17 protein-coding genes are annotated in these 24,123 nt (G+C 67.5%); 5 read left to right on the top strand and 12 right to left on the bottom strand.

The annotated features are described in order from the left end of the window. Nucleotides 1-57: 57 nt before the first annotated feature. From M2650_RS07540 to pilG, 4 genes are read right to left on the bottom strand one after another with little or no spacing between them, the layout of a single operon-like run. Nucleotides 58-2,076 carry a methyl-accepting chemotaxis protein gene (locus M2650_RS07540; RefSeq protein WP_249472983.1) on the bottom strand — a complete coding sequence of 673 codons (2,019 nt, stop codon included), beginning with the start codon at nt 2,074-2,076 and terminating at the stop codon, nt 58-60. Between the two features lie 51 nt (nt 2,077-2,127). Then, nucleotides 2,128-2,688 carry a chemotaxis protein CheW gene (locus tag M2650_RS07545; protein ID WP_249474287.1) on the bottom strand — a complete coding sequence of 187 codons (561 nt, stop codon included), beginning with the start codon at nt 2,686-2,688 and terminating at the stop codon, nt 2,128-2,130. Beyond that, nucleotides 2,688-3,059: a response regulator gene (locus tag M2650_RS07550; RefSeq protein WP_249472985.1), complete on the bottom strand. Its 372-nt coding sequence runs from the start codon at nt 3,057-3,059 to the stop codon at nt 2,688-2,690. The genes M2650_RS07545 and M2650_RS07550 overlap by 1 nt, the downstream gene beginning before the upstream one ends. 19 nt (nt 3,060-3,078) lie before the next feature. Then, nucleotides 3,079-3,477 (bottom strand): twitching motility response regulator PilG, encoded by a 399-nt coding sequence (gene pilG / locus M2650_RS07555; RefSeq protein WP_249472988.1) that lies wholly within the window; start codon nt 3,475-3,477, stop codon nt 3,079-3,081. 181 nt (nt 3,478-3,658) lie between these two features. Between pilG and gshB the strand changes: the two genes are divergently transcribed. The 3 genes from gshB to M2650_RS07570 all read left to right on the top strand — a co-directional run bounded on the left by gshB (nt 3,659) and on the right by M2650_RS07570 (nt 6,146). Further along, complete coding sequence (gene gshB / locus M2650_RS07560) at nt 3,659-4,606, top strand: glutathione synthase (RefSeq protein ID WP_249472991.1); 948 nt, start codon at nt 3,659-3,661, stop codon at nt 4,604-4,606. Nucleotides 4,607-4,701: 95 nt separating this feature from the next. Beyond that, nucleotides 4,702-5,580 carry an energy transducer TonB gene (locus tag M2650_RS07565; RefSeq protein ID WP_249472994.1) on the top strand — a complete coding sequence of 293 codons (879 nt, stop codon included), beginning with the start codon at nt 4,702-4,704 and terminating at the stop codon, nt 5,578-5,580. A gap of 2 nt (nt 5,581-5,582) precedes the next feature. Further along, a complete protein-coding gene (locus M2650_RS07570; protein WP_249472996.1) occupies nt 5,583-6,146 on the top strand; it encodes a hypothetical protein in 564 nt (187 codons plus the stop codon). A 90-nt stretch (nt 6,147-6,236) separates the two neighbouring features. Here the strand turns inward: M2650_RS07570 and lepB are convergent, their stop codons facing one another. From lepB to mrcB, 5 genes are all read right to left on the bottom strand, one after another. Next, the gene (gene lepB / locus M2650_RS07575) at nt 6,237-6,863 is read right to left on the bottom strand and encodes a signal peptidase I (protein WP_249472998.1); all 627 of its coding nucleotides are present in this window, start codon (nt 6,861-6,863) and stop codon (nt 6,237-6,239) included. A 256-nt stretch (nt 6,864-7,119) separates the two neighbouring features. Then, a complete protein-coding gene (tsaB, locus tag M2650_RS07580) occupies nt 7,120-7,818 on the bottom strand; it encodes a tRNA (adenosine(37)-N6)-threonylcarbamoyltransferase complex dimerization subunit type 1 TsaB (RefSeq protein WP_249473000.1) in 699 nt (232 codons plus the stop codon). A gap of 219 nt (nt 7,819-8,037) precedes the next feature. Then, nucleotides 8,038-10,029 carry a DNA repair helicase YoaA gene (gene yoaA, locus M2650_RS07585; RefSeq protein WP_249474290.1) on the bottom strand — a complete coding sequence of 664 codons (1,992 nt, stop codon included), beginning with the start codon at nt 10,027-10,029 and terminating at the stop codon, nt 8,038-8,040. Nucleotides 10,030-10,229: 200 nt separating this feature from the next. Continuing rightward, complete coding sequence (locus M2650_RS07590) at nt 10,230-10,751, bottom strand: tetratricopeptide repeat protein (protein WP_249473003.1); 522 nt, start codon at nt 10,749-10,751, stop codon at nt 10,230-10,232. Between the two features lie 5 nt (nt 10,752-10,756). Continuing rightward, nucleotides 10,757-13,159 carry a penicillin-binding protein 1B gene (gene mrcB / locus M2650_RS07595; RefSeq protein WP_425602536.1) on the bottom strand — a complete coding sequence of 801 codons (2,403 nt, stop codon included), beginning with the start codon at nt 13,157-13,159 and terminating at the stop codon, nt 10,757-10,759. An 89-nt stretch (nt 13,160-13,248) separates the two neighbouring features. On the opposite strand from mrcB, the gene M2650_RS07600 reads away from it, so the two are divergent. Beyond that, nucleotides 13,249-15,375, top strand: coding sequence for a glycosyltransferase (locus M2650_RS07600; protein ID WP_249473007.1), 2,127 nt, complete (start codon nt 13,249-13,251; stop codon nt 15,373-15,375). Here M2650_RS07600 and M2650_RS07605 read toward each other — a convergent pair. Both M2650_RS07605 and M2650_RS07610 read right to left on the bottom strand, forming a co-directional pair. Beyond that, the gene (locus tag M2650_RS07605; protein WP_249473009.1) at nt 15,338-16,930 is read right to left on the bottom strand and encodes a tetratricopeptide repeat protein; all 1,593 of its coding nucleotides are present in this window, start codon (nt 16,928-16,930) and stop codon (nt 15,338-15,340) included. The two genes, M2650_RS07600 and M2650_RS07605, sit on opposite strands and share 38 nt — an antisense overlap. 22 nt (nt 16,931-16,952) lie before the next feature. Beyond that, nucleotides 16,953-19,106, bottom strand: a complete 2,154-nt coding sequence (locus M2650_RS07610) for a RelA/SpoT family protein (RefSeq protein ID WP_249473012.1) — start codon at nt 19,104-19,106, stop codon at nt 16,953-16,955. Between the two features lie 200 nt (nt 19,107-19,306). On the opposite strand from M2650_RS07610, the gene M2650_RS07615 reads away from it, so the two are divergent. Further along, nucleotides 19,307-19,807 (top strand): hypothetical protein, encoded by a 501-nt coding sequence (locus M2650_RS07615; protein WP_249473015.1) that lies wholly within the window; start codon nt 19,307-19,309, stop codon nt 19,805-19,807. 179 nt (nt 19,808-19,986) lie between these two features. On the opposite strand, the gene hrpA is transcribed toward M2650_RS07615, so the two are convergent. After that, nucleotides 19,987-24,105 carry an ATP-dependent RNA helicase HrpA gene (hrpA, locus tag M2650_RS07620; protein WP_249473018.1) on the bottom strand — a complete coding sequence of 1,373 codons (4,119 nt, stop codon included), beginning with the start codon at nt 24,103-24,105 and terminating at the stop codon, nt 19,987-19,989. Nucleotides 24,106-24,123: the final 18 nt, after the last annotated feature.

Genomic DNA, 24,123 nt, shown 5'->3' on the forward strand with positions numbered 1-24,123 from the left:
CGCGCGTCACGACCGCGGTGGGTCCATTACCGTTCATGCCTTCGTCGATCCCTCGGCTCAGGCCGGCAGCTTGAAGTCGGCGACCGAACGACGCAGATCCGCCGCGAGTTGCGCCAGATTTCCGATCGACTCGGCCGTCTGGTTGGCGCCCTGCGAGGTCTGCGCGGTGATCGACTGGATCGTGTTCATCGTCTGGGTGATGTTGGACGCCGCGCTGGACTGCTGCTGCGCAGCCGACGAGATGCCTTGAATCAGGCTCGACAAATCGTTCGACACGCGTTCGATCTCGCCCAGCGCGGTACCGGCGTCTTCGGCCAGGCGCGCACCGCTCACCACCTCGGCGGTCGTCTGTTCCATCGAACTGACCGCTTCGTTGGTGTCGGACTGAATCGTCTGCACCAGCGTTTCGATTCGCTTGGTCGCGTTGGACGCGCGTTCGGCCAGTCGCTGCACTTCGTCCGCCACCACCGCGAAGCCGCGGCCCGCCTCGCCGGCCGATGCGGCCTGAATCGCCGCGTTCAGCGCCAGGATGTTCGTTTGTTCGGAGATGTCGTTGATGAGTTCCACGATCGAGCCGATTTCCTGCGAGCTTTCGCCCAGGCGCTTGATTCGCTTCGAGGTTTCCTGGATCTGGTCGCGGATCGAGTCCATGCCGGCGATCGTTTCGCGCACCACGCCCGCGCCCTTGGTCGCGATCTGCACGGAGCGTTGCGCCACGTCGGCCGACTCGGCGGAGTTCTTGGACACCTGGTCGATGCTGGCCGCGATTTCGCTGATGCGGTCGGAGGCGGAGGAGATTTCCTGCGCCTGGTGTTCGGCCGCCTCGGCCAGGTGCATGGCGGTGGCTTGCGTTTCCTGCGCGCTCGATGCGACCTGCACCGAGGTGTCGGTGATCGTCTGCACCAGGCTGCGCAGCTGTTCGACGGCGAAGTTGATCGAGTCCGCGATCGCGCCGGTCATGTCCTCGGTCACGGTCGCCTTCACGGTCAGGTCGCCTTCTGCGAGCGAACCCATTTCGTCCAGCAGGCGCATGATCGCCTCCTGGTTGCGGTCGTTGAGTTCCTTAGTGCTCTGGTAGCGCTTGCGTTGCGCGCTGTTGAGGCTGAACAGCAAGCCGGCGATGGCCAGCAGCACCGCCACACCGGAAATAATCGATACCCACACGCCGCCCAGGATCGAAGTGTCGCGCAGCGAACCGAACGAGTTCAGCGCGCGGAACAGGCTTTCGCTGTCGGCCAGCAGCTTGTTCGAGCCGGTGGTCAGCGAGGCCGCCGCGGACTGTGCGGTGAACAGGTTCTGCGAGGTGCCGAGGATGGCGTCGAGGTCCTTCTTCATCTCGACCCACAGCGTGTTGGCCTGGTTGAGCGCGGCGACCGCGGCCGGCGCGGTTACGCGCTGCACTTCGCCGCTGCCGCCCTGGCGCAGGCCGGTAAGCACGTTGTCGAACACGCCCACGTCCCGGGTGAGCGCGTCGCCGGCGAGCGATGCGGTCGGGCCGCCTGCGCGCACTTCGGTCACGCGGCGGGCCAGGTTACCGGCCAGCACGTTCTGGCGCAGCGCCAGGTAGACCTGCGAGGCCGGCGAACCGCTGGCCGACATCGCGCGCACCACTTCGTCCAGCTGCGCCTGCAGCTGCGGCACGCGCTGATTGAAACGGTCGGCATTGCCGGCCAGGCCCAGCACGGCGGTCTGGCTGGCCAGCACCTGGTCCGCGCTCTTGCCCAGCGGCGCCCAGGTCTGGGCCACGGTGTCGATCGGGCCGGAGACGCCGGTGGTCGCGCCAAAGCGGTCGCGGAGCAATTTGACGTCGCTCTCGATCTGCGTCTTGGTCGCCCGGAACGCGGCGAACGACTGCGCGTTGCCGCCCACCGCCTCTCGGCCCTGGTTGGCGAGCTTCTGCGAGTTCACCTGCAGGCTCGAAGCCGCGGTACTGGCGCCGCCCAACCGGGAGGCCTTCCAGATCGCGTAGCCGGTATTGGCGCCGAACACCAAAATGGCCGCCACCAGGATCAGAAGCCAGGCGTTGGTGCCGATGTTGCGGCCCTTGCCGGCAACGCTATCCATCACAGTGCTCATGTTCGACCTCGATCTCTCGTGTTCTGCAGTACTTCGGTGGTTACGGCGCGGTCAGGCCGCGGCTTGTCTGAATTCGGGGGTGCGCGACAGCCGTTCCAGGCTGAAGATCCCCCATGCGTCGTCGCCCAGGCGGTAGCCGCGCTCGACGAAGTGCGCGTAGCGCCCTTCCGCCAACTGCGCCGCCGCCAGGTCTTCCTGCTGGATCTGTTGCGAATCGTTGAAGCCGCGCTGGCCGTAGAGCTCGTCGATCAGCACCGCCACGTCGCCGCCCTGCTGGCGCATCAGCAGCATGCGCTGGCCTTCGTGCATCACGGTGCGCGCGCCTTCCAGGAACTGCTTGAGGTCGATGATCGGCAACAGGTTGCCGCGCACGTTGGCCACGCCCAGCATCCACGGCTGTGCGCCGGGCACGGGGGTGATGGCGGGCACCGGCAGGATTTCCACCACTTCGTCGAAACCCGACGCCAGGCGGTGCGCACCGATGCGATAGGCCACGCCGCGCCACAAGCCGGGCGCGTCGAGCTGCTCGGGCAAGCCGACGACGTGCGCCAGGCTTTTCCGCTCGTACTCGGCCAGGATCTCGAAAGGCTCGTGGCTGCGTTGCTTGGCCATCATGCTTTGGCGCCGATCAACTCGTTGATGCGGGCGATCAGGGCGTCCTCGCGCGGCGGCTTGACGATGTAGTCCTTGGCGCCCTGGCGCAGGCCCCAGGCGCGGTCGGTCTCCATGCCCTTGGTGCTGACGATCAGCACCGGAATGGCGCTGGTGTCGGCGTCCTTGGACAGGGCGCGGGTCGCCTGGAAGCCGTTCATGCCCGGCAGCACCAGGTCCATCAGCACCAGGTCGGGCTTTTCGCGGCGGCACATCTCGATGCCGTCCTCGGCGCTGCCCGAAGACAGTACCTCGTGGCCGTTGCGTTCGAGCAGCTGGGTGAGGACCGCCGTGTCGGTCGGCGAATCCTCGATCAAAAGAATGCGGGCCATGCGTTGCCTTACCCCCTGGTCAGGCGTTGACGTGAGTACGGATAGCGCCGAGGAGCTCCTCGCGCGTGAAAGGTTTGGTCAGGTATTGCTCGGAACCGACGATGCGGCCGCGCGCCTTGTCGAACAGGCCGTCCTTGGAGGACAGCATGACCACGGGGGTGGACTTGAATAGTTGGTTGTTCTTGATCAGCGCGCAGGTCTGGTAGCCGTCCAGGCGCGGCATCATGATGTCGACGAAGATGATCTGGGGCTGCTCGTCGGCGATCTTGGCCAGCGCCTCGAAACCGTCGTTGGCGGTGACGACGGCATAGCCTTCGCGCTTGAGCAAGGTCTCGGCGGTGCGACGGATCGTCTTGGAGTCGTCGATCACCATCACCTTCAAGCCGTTGAGGCTGGGTGCGCTGCCCTGGTCCTGCATTTTTCTGTATCCCCTGTGCGCACGCGAAGAATAGGCGTGCCGCGAAACTACCTATATCCCAGCCCCGGTGCGCACTGTCAAGTTTTCGTTATAGGAATTTTCGCTGAACGGAGCGAGCCCGAGGTAGGGTTTGGCACGACTGGTAACATCACTGCCCAAATTGGGGAAAAAGCGACCATCCATGCCGCTCGATATCGTTGTCGTGATGGACCCGATCGGGTCGATCAAGATCGCCAAGGATTCCACTTTCGCGATGCTGCTGGAAGCGCAGCGGCGGGGCCATCGGCTGCATTACGTGTTGCCGGGCGGCCTGTCGCTGCGGGATGGCCGGTGCAGCGCCCGTACGGCTGCCCTGAGCGTCCGCGACGATCCCAAAGGCTGGCACGAACTGGGAACTGCGTCACAAATCGAGCCGGGTCCGGGCCACGTGATCCTGATGCGCAAGGACCCGCCGGTGGATGCCGATTACCTGCACGACACCCACCTGCTCGGCTTCGCCCAGCGTGCCGGAGCGCAGGTGGTCAACGATCCGCAGGGCCTGCGCGACTTCAACGAGAAGCTGGCCGCGCAGGAATTCCCGCAGTGCTGTCCCCCGACCCTGGTCAGCCGCGACGCAGCCGCCCTCAAGGCTTTCGTGGCCGAGCATGGCGATGCGGTGCTCAAGCCGCTGGACGGCATGGGCGGGCGCTCGATCTTCCGGATCAAGGCCGGCGACGCCAACCTCAACGTGATCCTGGAAACCCTGACCGAGGGCGGCCGGCACCTGGCCATGGCCCAGCGCTACCTGCCGGAGATCGTCGACGGCGACAAACGCATCCTGCTGGTCGACGGCGTCCCGGTCGACTACTGCCTGGCCAGGATCCCGCAGGGCGACGAATTCCGCGGCAACCTGGCCGCCGGCGGCCGCGGCGAGGGCCGCCCGCTGAGCGAACGCGACCGCTGGATCGCGGCCCAGGTCGGGCCGGAAATGAAGCGCCGCGGCATGCGTTTCGTTGGATTGGACGTGATCGGCGACTACCTGACCGAGGTCAACGTCACCAGCCCCACCTGCATCCGCGAGCTCGACGCACAGTTCGGGATCAATATCGCTGGGCTGCTGTTCGATGCCATCGAAGCGGGTATGCGGTGAAAGAGCGCTTGGACACGGATCGGGTCCGATAAAAGCAGATAAATTCGAGAAGCTTCCGTGTCCGTCAGATTCGATCCGCGCCCAGAAAGGTTTTGATGTCGGCCATTCCAGCCCCCGCCGTTCCCCAGATCGGAGAGAACCAGCGCCTAACGGCCTCGCTGGCGCTGTCCCTGCTGCTGCACGGCATGTTGATCCTTGGCTTGGGCTTCGCCTTGGACGATGCCGCGCCGATCCTGCCGACACTGGACGTGATCCTGACCCAGGCGCAGACCCCGCTGACGCCGAAACAGGCCGACTTCCTGGCCCAGGCCAACAATCAGGGCGGCGGCGAACACGACAAGAGCCTGCGCCCGCGCGAAGCCGAAATCGGCCAGGTGCCGCAGCCCGAAGCCGGCGTGGCCCCGCGTGAGCTGCGCGCCCAGGCGCCCGCGCCGCAGCCTCCACCGGAGGCGCGCGTGGTCAGCACGCGCAGCGCCGAAACCCAGCTGCCCGCGCCCGAAGCTACGCCCACGCCGCCGGAAACCTCGCTGCCCCAAGGCCAGCAGAAAGTCGAACGCGACCTGGCCATGGCGCGGCTGGCGGCCGAGATCCACTTGCGTTCGCAACGCTACGCCAAACGGCCCAAGCGCAAGTTCGTGTCGGCCAGCACGCGCGAATACGTCTACGCCACTTACCTGCGCGGCTGGGTCGATCGGGTCGAGCGCGTCGGCAACCTCAACTATCCCGAGGAAGCGCGCCGTCGCCACATCGGCGGCGTGGTGGTGATCACCGTGGCGATCCGCCGCGACGGCAGCGTCGAACGCGCCGACGTGATCCAATCCAGCCACATCCCGATGCTCGACGCCGCCGCATTGCGCATCGTGCGTTTGTCCGAACCTTTCGAGGCGCTGCCCAAGACTGAGGAGAACGTCGATATCCTCCATGTGACGCGTACCTGGCAGTTCATGCCCGGCGGCGAGCTGATCGACCAATAGCCATGACCAAGTTCGAATACCTCTCGGTACTCACGTCGATCATCATCGGTTTGGCGTTGGCGAACCTGCTGTCGGGTGCGGCGCGGTTGATCCAGTTGCGCGCGCGGGTGCGGCCGCACGCGACCACGCTGTGCTGGATGGCCATGCTGTTCCTGGGCAACATCCAAGTCTGGTGGGTGGCGTTCGAGCGGCGCGAGGCACGGGAATTCTCGTTCTTCGCCTTCCTGCTCTACCTGATGATGCCGATCGCGATGTTCCTGGTCAGCTACCTGGTGCTGCCGGATTTGGGCGACGAAGATGCCGTAGATCTGCCGGCGAATTTCGAAGGCAACCGGGTCTGGTTCTTCGGCCTGCTCGCGCTGGTGCCTGGGGTGAGCCTGATCGAAGAATGGGTAAAATACGGCGCCGTCCCGCTGGATACCGACGCGGCGTTCCGGATCGTGTTCGTAGCGCTGTGCGTCGTCGCCGTCAGCATCCGCAGTGCGCGCTTCCATTTCTGGAATGCGCTGTTCGTGCTTGCGGGTTTTGTGGCTTACGTCTCGACGCTGTTCCTGCAACTGGCCTGATCGCCGCCAAGGGCGGGCCTTGGCCCGCTATCGCTCCGTCGGACGATCGCTGCGAACGTGCTGGATCGCAATGGTGGGCCAAGGCCCACCCTACAGCTTTTTCCAGACGAGGCCTTCGCCGCGACGGTAGTAGACGCTCACCGCGCGCGCATACAACTCGCGACTATCGACCAGGCCGAAGACGCGGCCGTCCCGGCTGTTGCCGCGATGGTCGCCCACCATCAGCACCTTGCCTCGCGGAACGACCAGATAGGGAATGTCCGGCCCGCCGCCGTAGTCGAGATTCAAGTCGGCCCGATGCGGCCCGAACCATTCGACATCGCGCTCGCTGGCCGAGGCCAGCGGCCTGCCGTTGATCGTCAGCCGCCCGTCGACCAGGCTCACCTCGTCCCCGCCGACGGCGACCACGCGCTTGATCAGCCGCGTGCCGTCGAGCGGCGACTTGAACACCGCGATGTCGCCCCGCTGGGGGACGCCGCGCGGCACGATGTCGATGTCGGTGAACGGAACGCGCACCCCGTAGGCCGTCATGTCGACGAACACGCGGTCGCCGGTCATCAACGTGTCCTCCATCGATCCGCTGGGCACGCTGTAGTGGTTGGCGAACGAAGTGCGCGCAACGGCCAGCAGCAGCACCATGACCAATAACGGACGCGCTTCCGCCTGGATCCAGCCGAGGATTCCCGAGTTGGGTTCGCGCTGCTTGCTGATTTTCATGAGGTTTTCCAGGGTGGCCGATGCATCGACCGCGGCGAACGGTTCTTAGTTCCTGTACGGAAATCCCCATTCCTGGAGGCCAGCGGTTTTTAAGCCGTCATTCCCGCGAAGGCGGGAACCCAGCGACTTACGCTCTAGCCCTCTCCCGCTTGCGGGAGAGGGTTGGGTGAGGGCGCGCGATATCGTAAATCGCGACGGCACGATCTGGAGGAGCAAAGTTACTGGTTCCCGCCTTCGCGGGAACGACGGCTTAAAATCAGGCGCGTCCGGCGCGCAGCGCTTTCTGCTGTTCCAACGTCAACGCCACGTTGTCGCGCAAATAAGCTGGCTCGAGACGTTCCGGCGCCACGCCTTCGCCGCGGGCGAATGCGAGCGCGGCCAGGCGGGCGACGTCGGCCGCATGCGGTAGCGCGGCGGCATCCACACTGTCCAAGCGTAATTGCAAACGCTGATGCAAGACCCCGTCGGCGGCAGCGAAACCGGTCCCGACGCCCTGCCACCCCGCCTCGTCGCCGGGAAGCCGCACGCTATCGGGCGCGCCGACGGTTTCCTGCGACATGGTCAACACTTCCCCGCTCTCGCGGCGGAATGCGGCCGCATAGACTTCGCCCATCCGTGCATCGATCGCCGCCAGGATGCGCTCGCCTTGCGCCTGCATCGCCAGCGCGGCCAAGGTCGACACCGGCACTACCGGTTTGTCCAACGCGAGCGCGATGCCCTGCGCGATGGCGATCGCCAGGCGCACGCCGGTGAACGCGCCGGGGCCGCGGCCGACGGCGATCGCGTCGAGTTGCGACCGCGCGATGCCGGCTTCGGCCAGCATCGCTTCCGCCCAAGGCAAAGCCAATTCGGCGTGCCGCCGCGGCGCGATCTCGAAACGCTCGCGCGCTTCGCCGTCGATCCAGACGGCGACCGAACAGGCTTCGGTGGCGGTTTCGAAGGCGAGCAGTTTCATGGTCTCGGGAATCGGAATCGGAATCGGGAATCGGGAATCGGGAATCGGGAATCGGGATAGCTTGATGCTTTTGCCCCCTTTGAAAAAGGGGGTCGGGAATTTGCTGGCCTTTCGTAAGAGCGGCTTCAGCCGCGAGCTCTTGATGTTGGCTTCTCGGCCGTCGAAAAGCTCGCGGCTGAAGCCGCTCTTACGAAAAGCAGCAACAAAGCGTCCCCTTTTTCAAAGAGGCAGGAACTCGCGGCTCTCTTCACACGCGTCGGCGCCTGCCTCAGCTTCACTGAAGAACGCCATGACGTCGTCGATCCGCCGCGACCTCGGCAACGGCGGCAGCGAATCCAGGAAGATGCGGCCGTAGGACTTGCCGAGCAACCGCGGATCGCATAGCACCAGCACGCCGCGATCGGATTCGCTGCGGATCAGGCGGCCGGCGCCCTGCTTGAGCGCGATCACCGCCTGCGGCAACTGCTCGTCGCGGAACGGGTTGCCGCCGGCGCGGCGGATCGCGTCCAGGCGCGCCTCGAACACCGGATCGTCGGGCGCGGCGAACGGCAGCTTGTCGATCACCACCACGCTCAACGCGGCGCCGACCACGTCGACGCCTTCGCGAAAACTGGCGGCGCCCAACAGCACCCCGTGCCCCGATTCCCGGAAACGCTGCAGCAGCACGTGCCGCGGCGCCTCGCCTTGCACGAACAGCGGCCAAGGGCCGTCGCGCAGCGATTCGGCGGCTTCGCGCAGCGCGCGGTGCGAGGCGAACAGCACGAAAGCGCGGCCGCTGGAGGCTTCCAGCACCGGCCGCAGCGCCTCGATCAGGGCGCCGTTGTAGTCGCGCGACATCGGCTCGGGCAGGTTCGGCGGCAGATAGCACAAGGCCTGTGTCGCCCAGTCGAAGGGACTGGGTTCCAGCAGCGTTTCCGGCTGGTCCAGGCCGAGCCGCGTCGCGACATGGTCGAAACGGCCTTCGACCGCCAACGTCGCCGAGGTGAACACCCACGACGCCTGCGAACGCTCGCGATGCGCGCGCAGCGGCCCGGAGACGTCCAGCGGCGTGCGCTGCAAGCGGAAGCCGCGCGGCGACAGCTCGTACCAGCGCACGTCGTCGTCGGGCGCGGCGAATTCGTCGTCGTAGTCGCGCACCGCGCGCCAGCGTTCCAGCCGCGCGGCGAAATCCTGCGCACGGGCGTGGCAGGCGTCGAAGCCCGGCGACGATTCGCGCAGCGGCTCGAGCGCGGCGGCGAGGCCGGCCAGCGCATCGGCCAGGCCGTCGAAAGCCTCGCCCACGCCGGCATCGTGCATCGCGCGCTGGCGCGTGCCGCGCGACGGCAGGGTTTCCATCGCGGCGCGCAACGTGCGCGCGGCCTGCTCCAGCGCCTGCGCCGGCTGCTGCAGCAGCGCCAGCGAGCCCTGTGCTTCCTTGGTTTCGGCCAACGCGTCGCGCGCGAGTTCGACTAGCGGACGCGCGCCCAGGCCTTCGCCGAAGAACTGCGCGGCCAACTCCGGCAACTGGTGCGCTTCGTCGACCACGAACGCCTGCGCGCCGGGCAGGATTTCGCCGAAGCCTTCCTGCTTGAGCGCCAGGTCGGCCAGCAGCAGATGGTGATTGACCACCACGATGTCGGCCGCCTGCGCGCGTTGCCGCGCCTGCACGACGAAACAATCGCCCCACATCGGACATTCGCTGCCCAGGCAATTCTCGGCGGTCGAGGTGACCAGCGGGATCAGCGGCGAATCTTCGGGCAAGGCGTCTATTTCGGCCAGATCGCCCATCTTGGTGCGGCCGCTCCACGCCACCACGCGCTGGAACTGCGCGACCTGTTCGCGCGAAGCGAAACGCGGTTCGCCCTTGGCTTTCTCCAGCCGATAACGGCAGAGATAATTGGCGCGACCTTTCAGCAGCGCGGTCTTCAGACCGGTGCCCAGCGCATCGCGCACCCGCGGCAGGTCGCGGTGATAGAGCTGGTCCTGCAACGCGCGCGTGCCGGTGGAGACGATGGTCTTCAAACCCGACAACAGCGCCGGCACCAGATAAGCGTAAGTCTTGCCCGTGCCGGTGCCGGCTTCGGCCAGCAGCACGTCGCGATGTTCGAACGCATGCGCCACCGCCTCCGCCAGCCGCTGCTGCGAGGGCCGCGGCTGGAAGGCGGGAATATTGTTGGCCAGCGAACCGCCTTCGGACAATGCGGCGCGGCTGGCTTGGGCGAGCGGGGACATCGGGTTCACGGTACGCAGTTTCGCACGTCGAGCTTTGTATAGCGGAGCTTGCCCCGCTGCTTTCGCTTTCTTGCTCTTGTAGGAGCGGCTTCAGCCGCGAGCTCTTGATTCTTTGCCTTTGGGCGGGAAAGCTCGCGGCTGAAGCCGCTCCTACAAGAGCCGACGCCAAGGCGGCGGGGCAAGCCCGGCTCTACTAAAGACTAGAAGCGGTCGAGGCCGGCGACCTTGCAGCTGTCCATCTGGGTCTTGGCCGACCCCGCGCCCGCGGCATCGCCCGCCACCAGTCGCGCCTGGCGCACGGTGGCCCAGTGCTTGCGACACAGCGGCCCGACCTTGGCGCCCAACTCGAAACCGCGCCGTGCCAGCGTTTCCGCCTTGCCGGTATCGCGCAGCAGCAACGCGACTTCGGCGCGCTCTTGCAGCACGGCCGGGTCGTCGGGCGTGATCGACAAGGCCTTGTCGAGCGCAGCGGCGGCATCCTGGTAATGCTTCTGCTGTTCGAGCCGCGCGGCGGTCTGGCGCAAATCTTCGACTTCGGAATCACGCAGCGGCTGTACGGCCAGCTCGCGATCGTCGTCGCCGGCCGCGGCGCGCACTTCGGCGACCATCTGCTCCGGCGTCGCCTGGGTCAGCGACTGCACCTGGATCACCGGCGGTGAGGCGCAGGCGGTCAACAGCGCGATCGAAGACATCAGCAGGCAGGTTCGAAACGAAAAACTCATCAACGTCATTGCTCCGGTGTCTCGGATGTCGGGGCCTCGTCGGGATCCTGTTGCGGACGCTCCTCGTCCTTGCCCCAACCGAACCATTCGCGCCATCCGCCGCTCTGCTCTTCTTCCGGCGCGGCGATCTGGCAAGGCTGGTAGGCGGGGGCATAACCGGCGACGAAGGCGAAACGGCGCGCGCCCGGGCAACCGGCATCGGTGCTGTTGGACTGCGCCACCCACTGCCATTCCAGGCCCTTGTCCGACACCTGCAGCGGCGCCGTCGGCAGGCGCGAGAAGATGCCCGACCACACGCGCATCGCGCCGGTCGCGCCATACAGGCCGGTCGGCTCGTTCTGGTCGTTGCCGACCCATACCACGGCCAGGTGGTCGCCGGTCCAGCCCGCGAACCAGCTGTCGCGGCTGTCGTTGCTGGTGCCGGTCTTGCCGGCCGGCTGCAGGCGGCCCAAGCCGTCGTTGACCAATTGCCGCCCGGTGCCGTTGGACACGGCCTGCTGCAAGGCGAGCGTGATCAGGCGCACGGCGATCGAGTCGCCTTCCTGCGCCGGCACCGGCGCCTTGTCGTAGCGCTTGACCGGCTTGCCTTCGCGGTCGAGCACGCCGCGCACCGCGTGCAGCGATTGCAATTCGCCGCCGCTGGCCAGGAATTGGTACAGCTGCGCCATCGCGTACGGGCTCAGGTCGATCGAGCCCAGGATCAACGAGGGATTGGGCTCGACCTGGATGCTGGCCAGCGTATGGATCAAATCGGCGATGACCGCCGGATCGACCGCCATGCCTACGCGTACCGTCGCCTGGTTGTAGGACTGCGCCAGCGCATCGATCAGGCGCACGGTGCCGTGGCTGCGGCCGTCGGAATTGCCGGGCGTCCAGCGGCGGCCCTTGCCGAGCGTGACCGTCACCGGCGAGTCGTCGACCCAGGTCGCCAGCGAATAGCGGTCGAGCAAGGCCAATGCGCGCAGATAGACGAAAGGCTTCAACAGCGAACCGACCGGCCGCTTGGCTTCCACCGCGCGATTGAAACCGGGTTGCGCGAAATTGCGGCTGCCGACCACGGCGACGACTTCGCCGTCGTGCACGTCGGTGACCACCAGCCCGGCCTGCAGCGCCGGCCGACGCTTGCTGTCCAGCGATTTCAGCGTGCGCGTCACCGCGCCTTCGGCATAGGCCTGCGCCGACGGCGACATGCCGGTGAGCACGCTCAGACCGGCGCCCTGCAGCGCATCCGCCGGATAGTCTCGCGCCAGCTGGCGGCGTACCAGATCGACATAAGCCGGAAAACGATTGGCGGCGACGCTGCCGGGCGCCTGGGTGATGCCCAGCGGCGCCTTCAACGCGCGATCGTACTCGGCCTTGTTGATCAGCTCGGTTTCCAGCATCTCGCCGAGCACGAAATCGCGGCGTTGCTTGGCGCGCTCGGGATTGCGCCGCGGATCGTAGTAGGAAGGGCCGCGGATGATGCCGACCAGCAGCGCGACCTGCTCGGTGGACAGGTCGCGCAGATCGCGCGCGAACCAGAATTCGGCGCCGGCGGCGACGCCGTGGATCGCCTGCGCGCCGCGCTGGCCCAGGTAGACCTGGTTGAGATAGGCCTCGAGGATGGTGCCCTTGTCGTAGCGCGCCTCCATCAGCAGCGCGTACAGGATCTCGTTGAATTTTCGGGTCAGCGTCTGCTCGCGGCCGATGCCGAGCAGGCCGCTGCGCGCCAACTGCTGGGTCAGCGTGCTGGCGCCCTGCTTGGTTTCGCCGGAACGCACGTTGACGAACAGCGCGCGCGCCATGCCGCTGAGGTCGATGCCGTAGTGGTGGGCGAAGTCGCGGTCTTCCACCGCCTGCAGCGTATCGGTCAGCAATTGCGGCACTTCGGCGATGCGCACCAGGCGGCGCTCTTCCTGCTGCTGGCCGTAGAGCGTGGCGATCCGTGCCGGGTCGAGCAGCGCGGACTTGAGCGCGCGCTTGCGGGTGGCGTCGCGCAAGCCGGCGACGCGGCCGCCGGACAGCGTCAGTTCGATGCGTCCGGGCGCGACCGCGCGGTCCACGTCCTGGAAGCCGCGGCTGGCGATCAGCCAGCGCCCGCCGTTGCGCGAGTACGTGCCGGGACGCACGCCGGCGCCGTCGTCGCGGTACGCGGCGGCATCCAGTTCGGTCTTCAACGTCTGCGCATCCATCGCCAGGCCGGGCCGCAGTTGCAGCGGGCGGGCGAACACGCGGGTCGGGATCTGCCACTGGAATTGGCCGAAGCGCTGCCCGACCTGGTAGTTCAGATACAGCGTGTACGGGATCAGGAAACCCAGTCCCAGGCCCACCGCCGCGAGCGCCCAAATGAACAGGCGGCGGCGCCAATCCGGCGCCTGGTCCTCGTCGTCGTAGTCGTCTTCGTCGTATTCGATGCGGGCCACGGGGATGCGACAATGGGCGGAACGCGCAGTCTAGCGTAGCCGTCCCAGGCCTCGTCCGACCGCTTTACCGACCAGTCAGCCGGAGTTCCACAAGCATGTCGTTTTCGTTGGCCGAAGCGCGCTTTCTGATCGATCGCGCGCTCGGCCTGGCTCGCCGGGGCTGGACCAGCTTGCGCACCCGCGGCTGGGGCGCCAGCTGGGCGCGGGTGAAGGCGCAGTTCCACCATGTGCCGGCGCAACGCCGTGCCGAACTCTATCTGCCTGCGCCGCGGCCGTTCGCGCCGTTCGCCGTGCCGTATAGCCAAGCGCCGCGGGCCAGCATCGTGATTCCGGTCTACAACCAGTTCGCGCATACCCACACCTGCCTGCTGGCATTGGCCGAACACCCGCCGCAGGCCGCCTGCGAAATCATCGTGGTCGACGACGGCTCGAGCGACGAAACCCCCATGGCCCTGCCCCAGGTCGCGGGTTTGCGCTACCACAGGCGCCCCGAGAACGGCGGCTTCATCGCCGCATGCAACGACGGCGCGGCGATCGCGCGCGGCGAGTACCTGGTCTTCCTCAACAACGACACCGTGCCGCAGCCGGGCTGGCTGGAGGCGTTGCTGCGCACCTTCGACGAGCGGCCGCGGACCGGCCTGGTCGGCGCGCAACTGCTGTATCCGGACGGACGGCTGCAGGAAGCGGGCGCCATCGTGCGCAACGACGGCCGCGCCGACAACCTGGGCCGTTTCCATTCGCCGTTCGATCCCAGGTTCGCGTACCTGCGCAAGGTCGACTACTGCTCCGGCGCGGCCATCGCGATCAGGACGTCGACGTTCAAAACGGTGAACGGCTTCGATGCGCATTACGCGCCCGCGTACTACGAAGACACGGACCTCGGCTTCGCATTGCGCGAAGCAGGCTTCGACGTCGTCTGCCAGCCGGCGGCGCGCGTGGTCCACGCCGAAGGCGCGACCGCCGGCACCGATACGCGCAAAGGGGTCAAGACCTATCAGGTGCGCAACCAGGAACGCTTCGTCGAGCGTTGGAGGCCGCGCATGGCCGGCCATCCCGACCACGAAACCGCAGTCGAGGACGCCACCCGGCACCTGTACGGAAAACAGATACTCGTCGTCGACGCGCTCACCCCCACGCCGGACCAGGATTCCGGCTCGCTGCGCCTGTTCAATCTGATGCGCCTGCTGGTCGACGAAGGCGCGCACGTGGTTTTTTATCCGGCCAACCGGGCTCACGCCGGCGCCTATACGGAAGCCTTGCAGCAGATCGGCGTGGAAGCCTGGTATGCGCCGTTCGCGGGCCGTGCGCCGTCCTGGCTGCACCGGCACGGCCGCCGTTTCGATGCGGTGATGCTCAGCCGCCATTATGTGGCGCGCGAGTTCCTGCCGCTGCTGCGCAAGTACGCGCCGCAGGCCAAGCTGGTGTTCGACACGGTCGACCTGCACTACTTGCGCGAAACGCGCGGCGCGGAACTGGCAGGCGACGCAAGCCTGATGCGCAACGCCCAGGCCACGCGCAAACGCGAGTTGGAAATCGTCGCGCAAACCGACACCACGCTGGTGGTCAGCGAAGCCGAGCGGGCGCTATTGGCACAGGACGCGCCCAAAGCGCAGGTCGAACTGCTGTCCAATGTGCATCGCGCCGCAGGCCCGGGCCTGCCCTTCGGCGAACGCCGCGACTTGGTTTTCGTCGGCGGTTTCCGCCATCCGCCGAATGTCGATGCGGTGTCTTGGTTCGTCGACGACGTGTTCCCGCTGGTGCGCGCGCGATTGCCCGGCGTCGTGTTCCATTGCATCGGCAGCCACGCGCCGGAAAGCATCCTGGCGCTCGGCCGCCGCGAAGGCGTGGTCGTGCATGGCCATGTGCCGGACATCACCTCTTTCATGGACGGCGCCCGGATCGGGCTGGCGCCGCTGCGTTACGGCGCAGGCGTCAAGGGCAAGGTCAATCTGAGCATGGCGCACGGCCAGCCGGTGGTCGCCACGCCCTGTGCGGTGGAAGGCATGCACTTGCGCGACGGCCACGACGTGCTGGTGGCCGGATCCGCGCAGGCTTTCGCCGATGCGGTCGTGCGCCTGTACGGCGACGAAGCCCTTTGGCAGGCATTGTCGCGCAACGGCTTGGACAACGTCGCACGGCATTTTTCGGCCGATGCCGCCCGCGATGTGGTGCGGCGCGTGTTCTTCAGCGGCCGGACCCAGCCGCCGTCTTCACCCGCGTAGCGAATTCGTCGAGCCCGGGCGCGCCGGCATCCAGCGCGCGGGCCGAGGCCAGGGCCTGCTCGGCGAAAGCGACTTCCCCGGCGCCCAGCCGCTCGTTGCCGACCGCGATCCAGCGCTGCGCCAAACGCGACCGCGCGGCGCCCGTGGCGCGGTCGTTCGGCGCCAGCTGTTGCCAGGCATCCAGACAAGCTTGAGCGCGCTTCAGGCTGTTGCCGCGCAATTCGTCCTCGTAACAACGGCGCACGCTGGGCAGCGCGCGCGCGGCGGCGCGTTTCACGGCCGCGTCGTTCGGCGCCAGCGCCTGCGCAGCGCGCAGCTTGTCGTAAGCGCTGTCGCCTGGCGGGGTCAACCAGTCGCCGCGCGCTGCGGCGCGGTCGGATTCGGCGAGCAGCGCGCTCACCTTGCCGGCGCGTTCGCGCGGCGGCATCGTCGGCGCGACCCGCGACTGCGCCTTGCGGATCCGTTCGACATGGCGCGCGGCATCGCGCACCGCGGCCGAACCCGGCGAGATCCCGCTCGCGGCGCGCAGGTCGGCCTGGGCTTCGGCGAAACGGAAATCCGCCGCGCGCTGTTCGGCGCGCTGCGCGTAGGCGTTGCCGACGCGCTCGATGCCAGCCAGCGCCGCGCCGTCCTCCGCGTCGATGTCGAGCAGCTTGCGATAGCCGGCCATCGCCGCTTCCAGCCTGCCGCCGCGCAAGTCGCGGTCGGCTCGCTGGCGTTGCCGTTCGACGGCGCGTGCCAACTGCGCCCGCGCTTCGGGCAGGGCGACATGGCCCGCATCGTATTCGGCCACGCGTCCTACGATCTTCGCGGCGTCGGCCAAACGCCCGCCGTCCATGGCCGCCTTGGCCTGCTGCAGCAAATCGGCCAGCGTATCTTCGCGCGCTTCCAGCGCCTCGGTGCGCGCCGGCTGCAGCGCCAGCACGCGTTGGTATAACGGCAGCGCGCTGTCCGGTCCTTCGTCCAGCTTGCCGGCCTCGCGCGCTGCGGCCGCGCGTGCGAGCAGGCCGTCGATGCCAGCGTGCTCGGCCTCCTGTTTCCGCATCAATACGGCGACCGCGTCGCTTTTCGCGCGCGGCGCCGACAGCGCACGCGCCAGCTGCAAGGCTTCGTGCGCGTCGGCGTAGCGGTTTTGCGCGATCGCTTCGCGCGCCTGTTGCATGGCCGCATCGGCGACGCGCATGAGGCCTTCGCGGGCCTCGTTGCGGTCGGGATCCAGCGCTAGCGCCGCCTCGTACAGTTCGCGCGCGCCGCTGCCGTCTTCTGGAGCGGTCAGGTGCCCGACCGCCAAGGCCGCCGCGGCGCGCTCGCGCAGCACTTGAGCGCGCGTTTCGGGCCATAACCAGTCCGCCAGCGTCTGCCGGAACGACAGCACGCCGGCCGCCAGCGCGATGGCGACGGCCAGCGCCCACCATCCGATCCTGGATTTTTTCCGTTCCCGCGGTTCGTAGGCTTGCGAAGGGTCGCGAAAACGCAGGCCCTCGAGCCAGCCCAGGCGCGGTTCGATGCGTGAACCGGGGCTTTCCGAAGGGTCGTCGTCGCGGGGATCGCTCACGTGCCGAGCATAGCAGCGCCGCTCAGCCGGCCCTTCGCGCTTCCTCGACGCCCGGCAGGCCGGAGAGCTTGCCGAGCAGGGTCGACAGCTGGCCGAAATCGGCTACGCGCAGCCGCAGCCGCATCCGGATGCGGCCGCTGCCACGCTCGGTCTGGCTGTGGATGTCGGCGACATGCGCGTTTTCCTGCGCGATCAGGTTGGTGATGTCCTTCAGCAGCCATTTGCGATCCAAGGCCAGCAGTTGGACATCGGCTTCGTAGCCGCCGCTCGTTCCGCCCCATTCGACCGGCAATACGCGCTGCGGGTGCCGCGCCGACAGGCGCAGGAACGCGGCGCAATCGGGCCGGTGCACGGACACGCCGCGGGCACGCGTGAGATAACCCACGATCGGCTCGCCCGGCAGTGGCTGGCAGCAGCGTGCGATCTGCACCAGCAGGTTGCCGACGCCCTGCACGGTGAGGCCGGACGTGGCGCCTGCCTTGCGCGCCTTGCGCGGCGCGGGCGGCAGCGTCGGCGTTTCCGGTTCGGGACGTTCCAGATCGTGCAAGGCGCGGCCGACCTGGTGCGGGCCGACGTCGCCGAGCGCGACCAGCACGTACAGATCGTCCGCCGTCGCCGCATTGAACTTGGCCAGCACCGGCGCGAGTTCGGCATTCTGCAGGCCGAGCCGTTTCAGTTCCTTCTCGAGCAATTCGCGCCCCGCCTGTACGTTGCGCGCGCGGTCGAGCTTGTGGAACCAGTTGCGCACCTTCTCGCGGGAACGCGCGCTGGCGAGGAAACCATTGGCCGCCACCAGCCAGTCGCGGCGCGGCTCGCCAGTCTTGGCGGTGAGGATTTCCACGCGATCGCCGGTCTGCAGGTTGTAGTCCAGCGGCACGATGCGGCCGTCGACCTTGGCGCCGCGGCAGCGGTGGCCGACTTCGGTGTGCACGTGATAGGCGAAATCCAGCGGGGTGGCGCCTTGCGGCAGGTCGATCACCTCGCCGCGCGGAGTGAGCGCGTAGATCCGGTCCTCGGCCAGTTCGGCGTCGATTTCGCCGAGCAAGTCGGTATTGTCGTCGCGTTGCTCCAGCAGCCGGCGCATCCAGCCGATCTTGCGGTCCAGCGCCGCGTCGCCGGCTGCGCTGCGGCCTTCCTTGTAGCGCCAGTGCGCGGCCACGCCCAATTCGGCCTGGGCGTGCATTTCGCGGGTGCGGATCTGCACTTCCAGGGTCTTGCCGTCGGGGCCGAGCACGGCGGTGTGCAGCGAGCGGTAATCGTTGCGCTTGGGCCGCGCGATGTAGTCGTCGAATTCGCTGGGTACCGGCGTCCACAAGGCATGCACCACGCCGAGCGCGGCGTAGCAGCCGGGAATATCGTCGACCAGCACGCGCACCGCACGCAGATCGTAGAGCTCGCCGAAGGGCACGTTCTTCTTCTGCATCTTCTTCCAGATGCTGTAGATGTGCTTGGGCCGGCCGGCGATCTCGACGGCCAGTCCCTGCGCGCGCATCGCTTCGCCCAGTTGCGCCTGGACTTGTTCGATATAACGCTGGCGATCGTTGCGCTTCTCGTCCAGCAGGCGCGCGATGCGTTGGTAGGTGTCCGGCTCCAAGTGCCGGAAGGCCAGGTCCTCCAACTCCCACTTCAGCTGCCAGATGCCCAGGCGGTTGGCGAGCGGCGCGTGGATGTCGCGGGTGAGCTGCGCCAGCGCCCTTCGTTCCGGTTCCGGCAGCGCGTTGGCCGCGCGCAAACGCGCCAGTTGCCGTGCCAGCAGGATCGGCACCACGCGCAGGTCGCGCACGATCGCCAGCAGCAGCCTGCGCAAGCCTTCGGTATTGGCGCCGCCCGCATGCTCGGCATGCAGCGCCCAGACCTGGTTGGCGGCACGTTGGCCTTCCAGCAGCGCGGCGACCGCGGGCTGTTGGCGTTGCAGCGACGGCTCCAGATGTTCGCGCCAGTTCGTCGCCACGTGCAGGATCGCGGCGGCCATCACTTCGCCGTCGCCGCCCAACAGCGCCAGCGACGACAGCGTATCGGTCAGCACCGGCAGCGGATCGCGCAATCCCGGTCCGGTATCGGCGGTTGCGGATGCGGCTTCGCGTAGAGCCGCCTGTAAATCGGGCGCAATAATGGACGCCGCCGGCAGGGCCAGCAACGTGCTTATCGGGTCTTGCCGATCATGCGCGGGGGACATGACAGAGAGGCTACAGCACCCGGAAAATGGCGCAATGCCCCTGATGGAACGCCTGTTTTCCATTTGAAGCTGCCGCTCGTTGCAAGGCCCTGCTTTTTGTGGGAGCGGCTTCAGCCGCAAGCTTTGTGGATGGCGGCGGATCGGCAAGAAAAGCTCGCGGCTGAAGCCGCTCCTACAAAGTGCAAAAAAGGAAACAGAACATGAATCGACGCCCTCGCCTGTCTGCGCTCCGACTGCCTTTGATGGCGGTCTTGCTATGCCTCTGCGCCAGCGCCGCCGCGCAACGAACTCCGATCGAACAGCGAATGACGCCCGAGCAGTTCAAGGCCGCCGGATTGGAAAAACTTTCGCCTGACGAATTGGCGAGCCTCAATACCTGGCTCGAGCGCGGTGATGCGCAGCCGGTGGCTTCCGAAAGCGGCGAAACGCGTCCGCCGGCGGCCGAACGCCCCCGCGACTCGTTCGCCGGCGCCAGCGATCAACCGGTTCGCAGCCGTTTGAAGGGCTCGGTGCAGCAATGGGCGCCCGGCACCGTTTTCGAGCTGGAGAACGGCCAGCGTTGGCGCGTGCTGAAAGGCAGCATGACATTGCCCGAGGCGCTGCAGGCGCCGGAGATCGAAGTCGCGCCTGGATTGATGGGGCGTTGGTTCCTGCAGGTCCATGAAGATGCGCCGCGGGCGCGCGTCGAAAGGATCGAGTAAGGGCTGTGGCTTCCCTCCTTCGCGGGAGAGGATGCCCGAAGGGAAAGGAGAGGGCGGCGCAAGCGTAGCGAGCGTGCTATCGCTCTTAATTGCGCCATGGCGCGAAAAGCCGGATCCTCTCCATGGCCTTCGGCCTGTCCCTCTCCAGCAAGCGGGAGAGGGAAAAAGTCGCGGCGCGCTCAGGTCGCGTCGCGGAGACTCGCTATTTTTTGCGCCATTTTCTTCGGCGATACGCCACCGCGCGCGCCCAATTCTTGGGCGAACAACGACACTCGCAACTCTTCCAATTCCCAGCGTACCGCGTTCCACTCGGGCGACGCCCCGCTCTCGACGAACGCTTCCTCAATCGCATCGGCGAACGGCTTGACCTCGAGCATGCGCGCCTGGTCGCGGGTCGGATCGCGCAAGGCGCGCTCGCCGCGCAAGGCCAGCGCCTTCAGGTAACGCGGGTATTCGCGCAGCGCTTCGGCCGGCACGTCGCGCAGGAAGCCGGGCGGCGTCAGCGACGCGAGATGCGCGCGCATATCGTCGAGGTTGCCGCTGGCCCAGCCGATCAATTTCGAATCGAGCTTGGCCCGCACTTCGGCGACCAGCCCAAGGATGGTTTCGGCCTGCTGCAGCCGCGCGACTGCTTCGGGAAACAGCGCTTTGGCGATGGCATCCAGGCGCCGTTGGAAAGCCGCCGCGTCGCGGATGCCGTCCAAACCTTCCGCAGCGAGCGCCGCAAAGGCGCCGTCGACCAGGTCCGCGCGCAGCCAGTCGCCGTCGCTGCCGCCGCCCGGCCGCGGTGCGGCCGATTCGATCGCCGCATACAGCAACGCCGCTTTGGGCGGCACCGGCAATTGCTTGCGGGCCTGCTTCAGTTTGTCCGCCAACGCGAGCGACAGCAGGCGGCGCACGCCGCGCGGATGCCGGCGCTGCGCTTCCTCGCGCGTCGCGTGCACGCCGAGCGATGCCGTATCGCCTTCGTCGTCGAGCGCCGGATAGGCGGGCACGCCGGCCGCGCCCGGCACCGATTCCGGAATCGGCTCGGCGGGAAACGCCGTCAAACCGCGCTGCGCGAAGCCGCGGGCGGCTTGCGCCGCGAACGCCTGCGTCGCGCGCGCGCCGAAGTGTTGGCGCAACTCGTCCAGATCGCGCGATTCGGCCAATATCATCCGCCCATCGCTGTCCAACAAGCGCAGATTCATGCGCAGGTGCGGATCGAGCGAGGCTTCGTCGAAATCGACCGCTGCGATCTCGACGCCGGTCAGTTTGCGCAGGAAGCGCGCCAACGAGCCGGCGAAGGCATCCGCGTCCGCCGTGCGATGCGCCTCGACGAAGGCGCGCGCGAAATCCGGAGCGGGCACGAAATTGCGCCGCAGCGCCTTGGGCAGCGACTTGATCATCGCCGCCGCCTTATCGGCGACGAAGCCCGGCGCCAGCCAGGAAAGACGCGCCGCGTCCAACGCGTTGAGCAGGTGCAGCGGCACCACCACGGTCATGCCGTCGTCCGGCTCGCCGGGCTGGAAGCGGTAACGCACCGCCAGCCGCGCGTCGCCGACGGCGAAATAAGGCGGAAAGCGTGCCGCCTCGCTCTCGTCGCCGACCAGCAGATCCTGGCGCGACCATTCCAGCGCGGCCTTATCCGCGGCCGGCAGTTTCGCGTACCACGCATCCAGCGCCTGCGCGTTGTGCACCTGTGGCGGCAGCCGGTCGAGATACCACTGCGCCATCCAGTCCTCGTCCACGACCAGGCCGCTGCGGCGCTGCTTGGCTTCCTCGTCGCGCGCCAGCGCCAGGACTTTCAGGTTGCGCGCAAGGAATGCGCTGCGGGTGTTGATCTCGCCGGTCACGAGCGCATCGCGGGCGAAGATGGCGCGGCTTTCCTCGGGGAATAGCGCGCCGTAGTGGATGGGCCGCTTGGGCGCGAGCACCAGTCCGAACAGGCTGATCTGCTCGCTGCCCACGACCCGGCCCTGCGAACGCGACCAGCGCGGGTCGTGCCGGCGCCTTGCCAGCAGATGCGCGAGTTCGTCGATCGCCCATTCGGGTTCGATCGCGGCATTGGTGAGGGACCAGACTTTTTCGGTATCGAGCAAAGTCGCCGACAGCACCCACGGCGGCGGTTTTTTCGCCAGTGGCGAGCCTGGAAACAACAGGAATTTGCGGCTGCGCGGGCCGTCGTATTGGCCGCGCTCGGTGCGTTGGCCGATTTGGGTGGGCAGGCCTGCGAGCAGGGCGCGGTGAAGGGTGGCGTAGGCGTTTGCTGTCCGCTGTTCCTCCCCCTTTGAAAAAGGGGGATTGAGGGGGGCGAGGACAGCCGCTTGCAAGCCGGAGGCTTGCGGCTGGCCGAGCGCCCTCGCGTGAGCGAGGGCCGGGAATCGCGCAGCGATTTGCTTTGGCTGTTTCGTCGTTGTTGCGGCGACGCGCAAATCCCCCCTGCCCCCCTTTTTCAAAGGGGGGTTGGTGTCGCTGGCTTTTGGAGCGGCGTCGGTCCAGCCGATCTCCTCGCACTGCAATTTGAGCTGGCGATGCAACTCGCGCCACTCGCGCATCCGCAAGAAGCCCAGGAAATGCTTCTCGCACCATTTGCGCAGCTGCGACTGGGTCATCGCCTCGTGCGCTTCCCGATAGGCTTCCCATAATTTCAAGATGCCCACGAACTCGGACTTGGCATCGGCGAACAACGCATGCGCGTTGTCGGCCGCCGCACGCTGGTCGGCCGGCCGTTCGCGCGGGTCCTGAATGCCCAGGAACGAGGCGATCGCCAACATGTCCGGCAGGCAACCGTGCGCCTGCGCCGCGACCAGCATCCGCGCCAGCTTCACGTCGACAGGCAGCCGCGACATGGTGCGGCCGATCGCCGTGAGCTTGCGCTCCGCATCGACGGCGCCGAGTTCCTGCAGCTGTTGCCAGCCGTCGGCGATCGCGCGCGGATCGGGCGGTTCCAGGAACGGGAAGTCCTCGATGCGGCCCAGCCCCAGCGACAGCATGCGCAGGATCACGCCGGCCAATGCGGCGCGGCGGATTTCCGGATCGGTATATGGCGGCCGCGATTCGAAATCCGCTTGCGAATAGATGCGGAAACAGGTGCCGGGCGCGATGCGGCCGCACCGGCCCTTGCGCTGGTCGGCGCTGGCCTGCGAAATCGGTTCGATGTGCAGGCGATCGAGTTTCTGCCGCGGGCTGTAGCGCTTCACCCGCGCCAAGCCGGGATCGACCACGTAATGGATGCGCGGCACCGTAAGCGAAGTTTCGGCGACGTTGGTCGCCAGCACGATCCGCCGCTGCGGCCCGGGATTGAACACGCGGTCCTGGTCGCGCACCGAAAGCCGCGCGTACAGCGGCAGCACTTCGGTATGGCGGTATTTGCGCCTTTCCAGCGCCTGGTGCGCGTCGCGGATCTCGCGTTCGCCGGGCAGGAAGACGAGCGTGTCGCCCATGCTGCGGTCGCGCGAGATTTCATCGCATGCGGCCACGATGCCGTCGAGCACGCTGCGCCCGCCGGCTTCGTCGCCCTCCCCTTCCAAGGGCCGATAGCGCACTTCGACAGGAAAACCGCGGCCTTCCACGTCGACCACCGGTGCGCCATCGAAATGTGCCGAGAAACGCTCGGTATCGATGGTCGCCGAGGTGACGATGATCTTCAGGTCGGAGCGCTTGCGCAGCAGCTGCTTCAGGTAGCCGAGCAGAAAATCGATGTTGAGGCTGCGCTCGTGCGCCTCGTCGACGATGATCGTGTCGTAGGCCGACAGCCAGCGGTCCGATTGGATCTCGGCCAGCAGGATGCCGTCGGTCATGAACTTGATCGCCGCGTCGGCTCCGACGTTGTCGTTGAAGCGCACCTGGTAGCCGACCGCGCCCCCCAGCGGCACCTGCAGTTCTTCGGCGACGCGGCGCGCGACCGCGCGTGCGGCGATGCGGCGCGGCTGGGTGCAGCCGATCATGCCGGCGGCGCCGCGGCCGGCGGCGAGGCACAATTTCGGCAGTTGGGTCGTCTTGCCCGAGCCGGTTTCGCCCGCGATCACCACCACCGGATGCTTGCGGATCAGCTCGACGATGCGCCCGGCCTCGCTCGCGATCGGCAGGCCGGTATCGACTTCGCCGCGCGGCAGCCGCGATGCGCGCGCCTCGCGCTCGGCCACCGATTGCGCCAGCGCCGCCGCGAACGCGTCGCGCGCCTTGTCGTCGGCCGGCTGCGCCTGCCAGCGCCGCCACAGCCCGTGCAGGCGCGCGGCGTCGCGGCTGCGGGCACCGTCGATGGCGCGCCGCGCCTGCGTTGACGCGGCGCTTGCAAGGGGTTCGATAGGCTTCATTGATCGTTCCGACAGCGA

Source organism: Luteimonas galliterrae, assembly GCF_023374055.1.
Taxonomy (GTDB): Bacteria; Pseudomonadota; Gammaproteobacteria; order Xanthomonadales; family Xanthomonadaceae; genus Luteimonas_C; species Luteimonas_C galliterrae.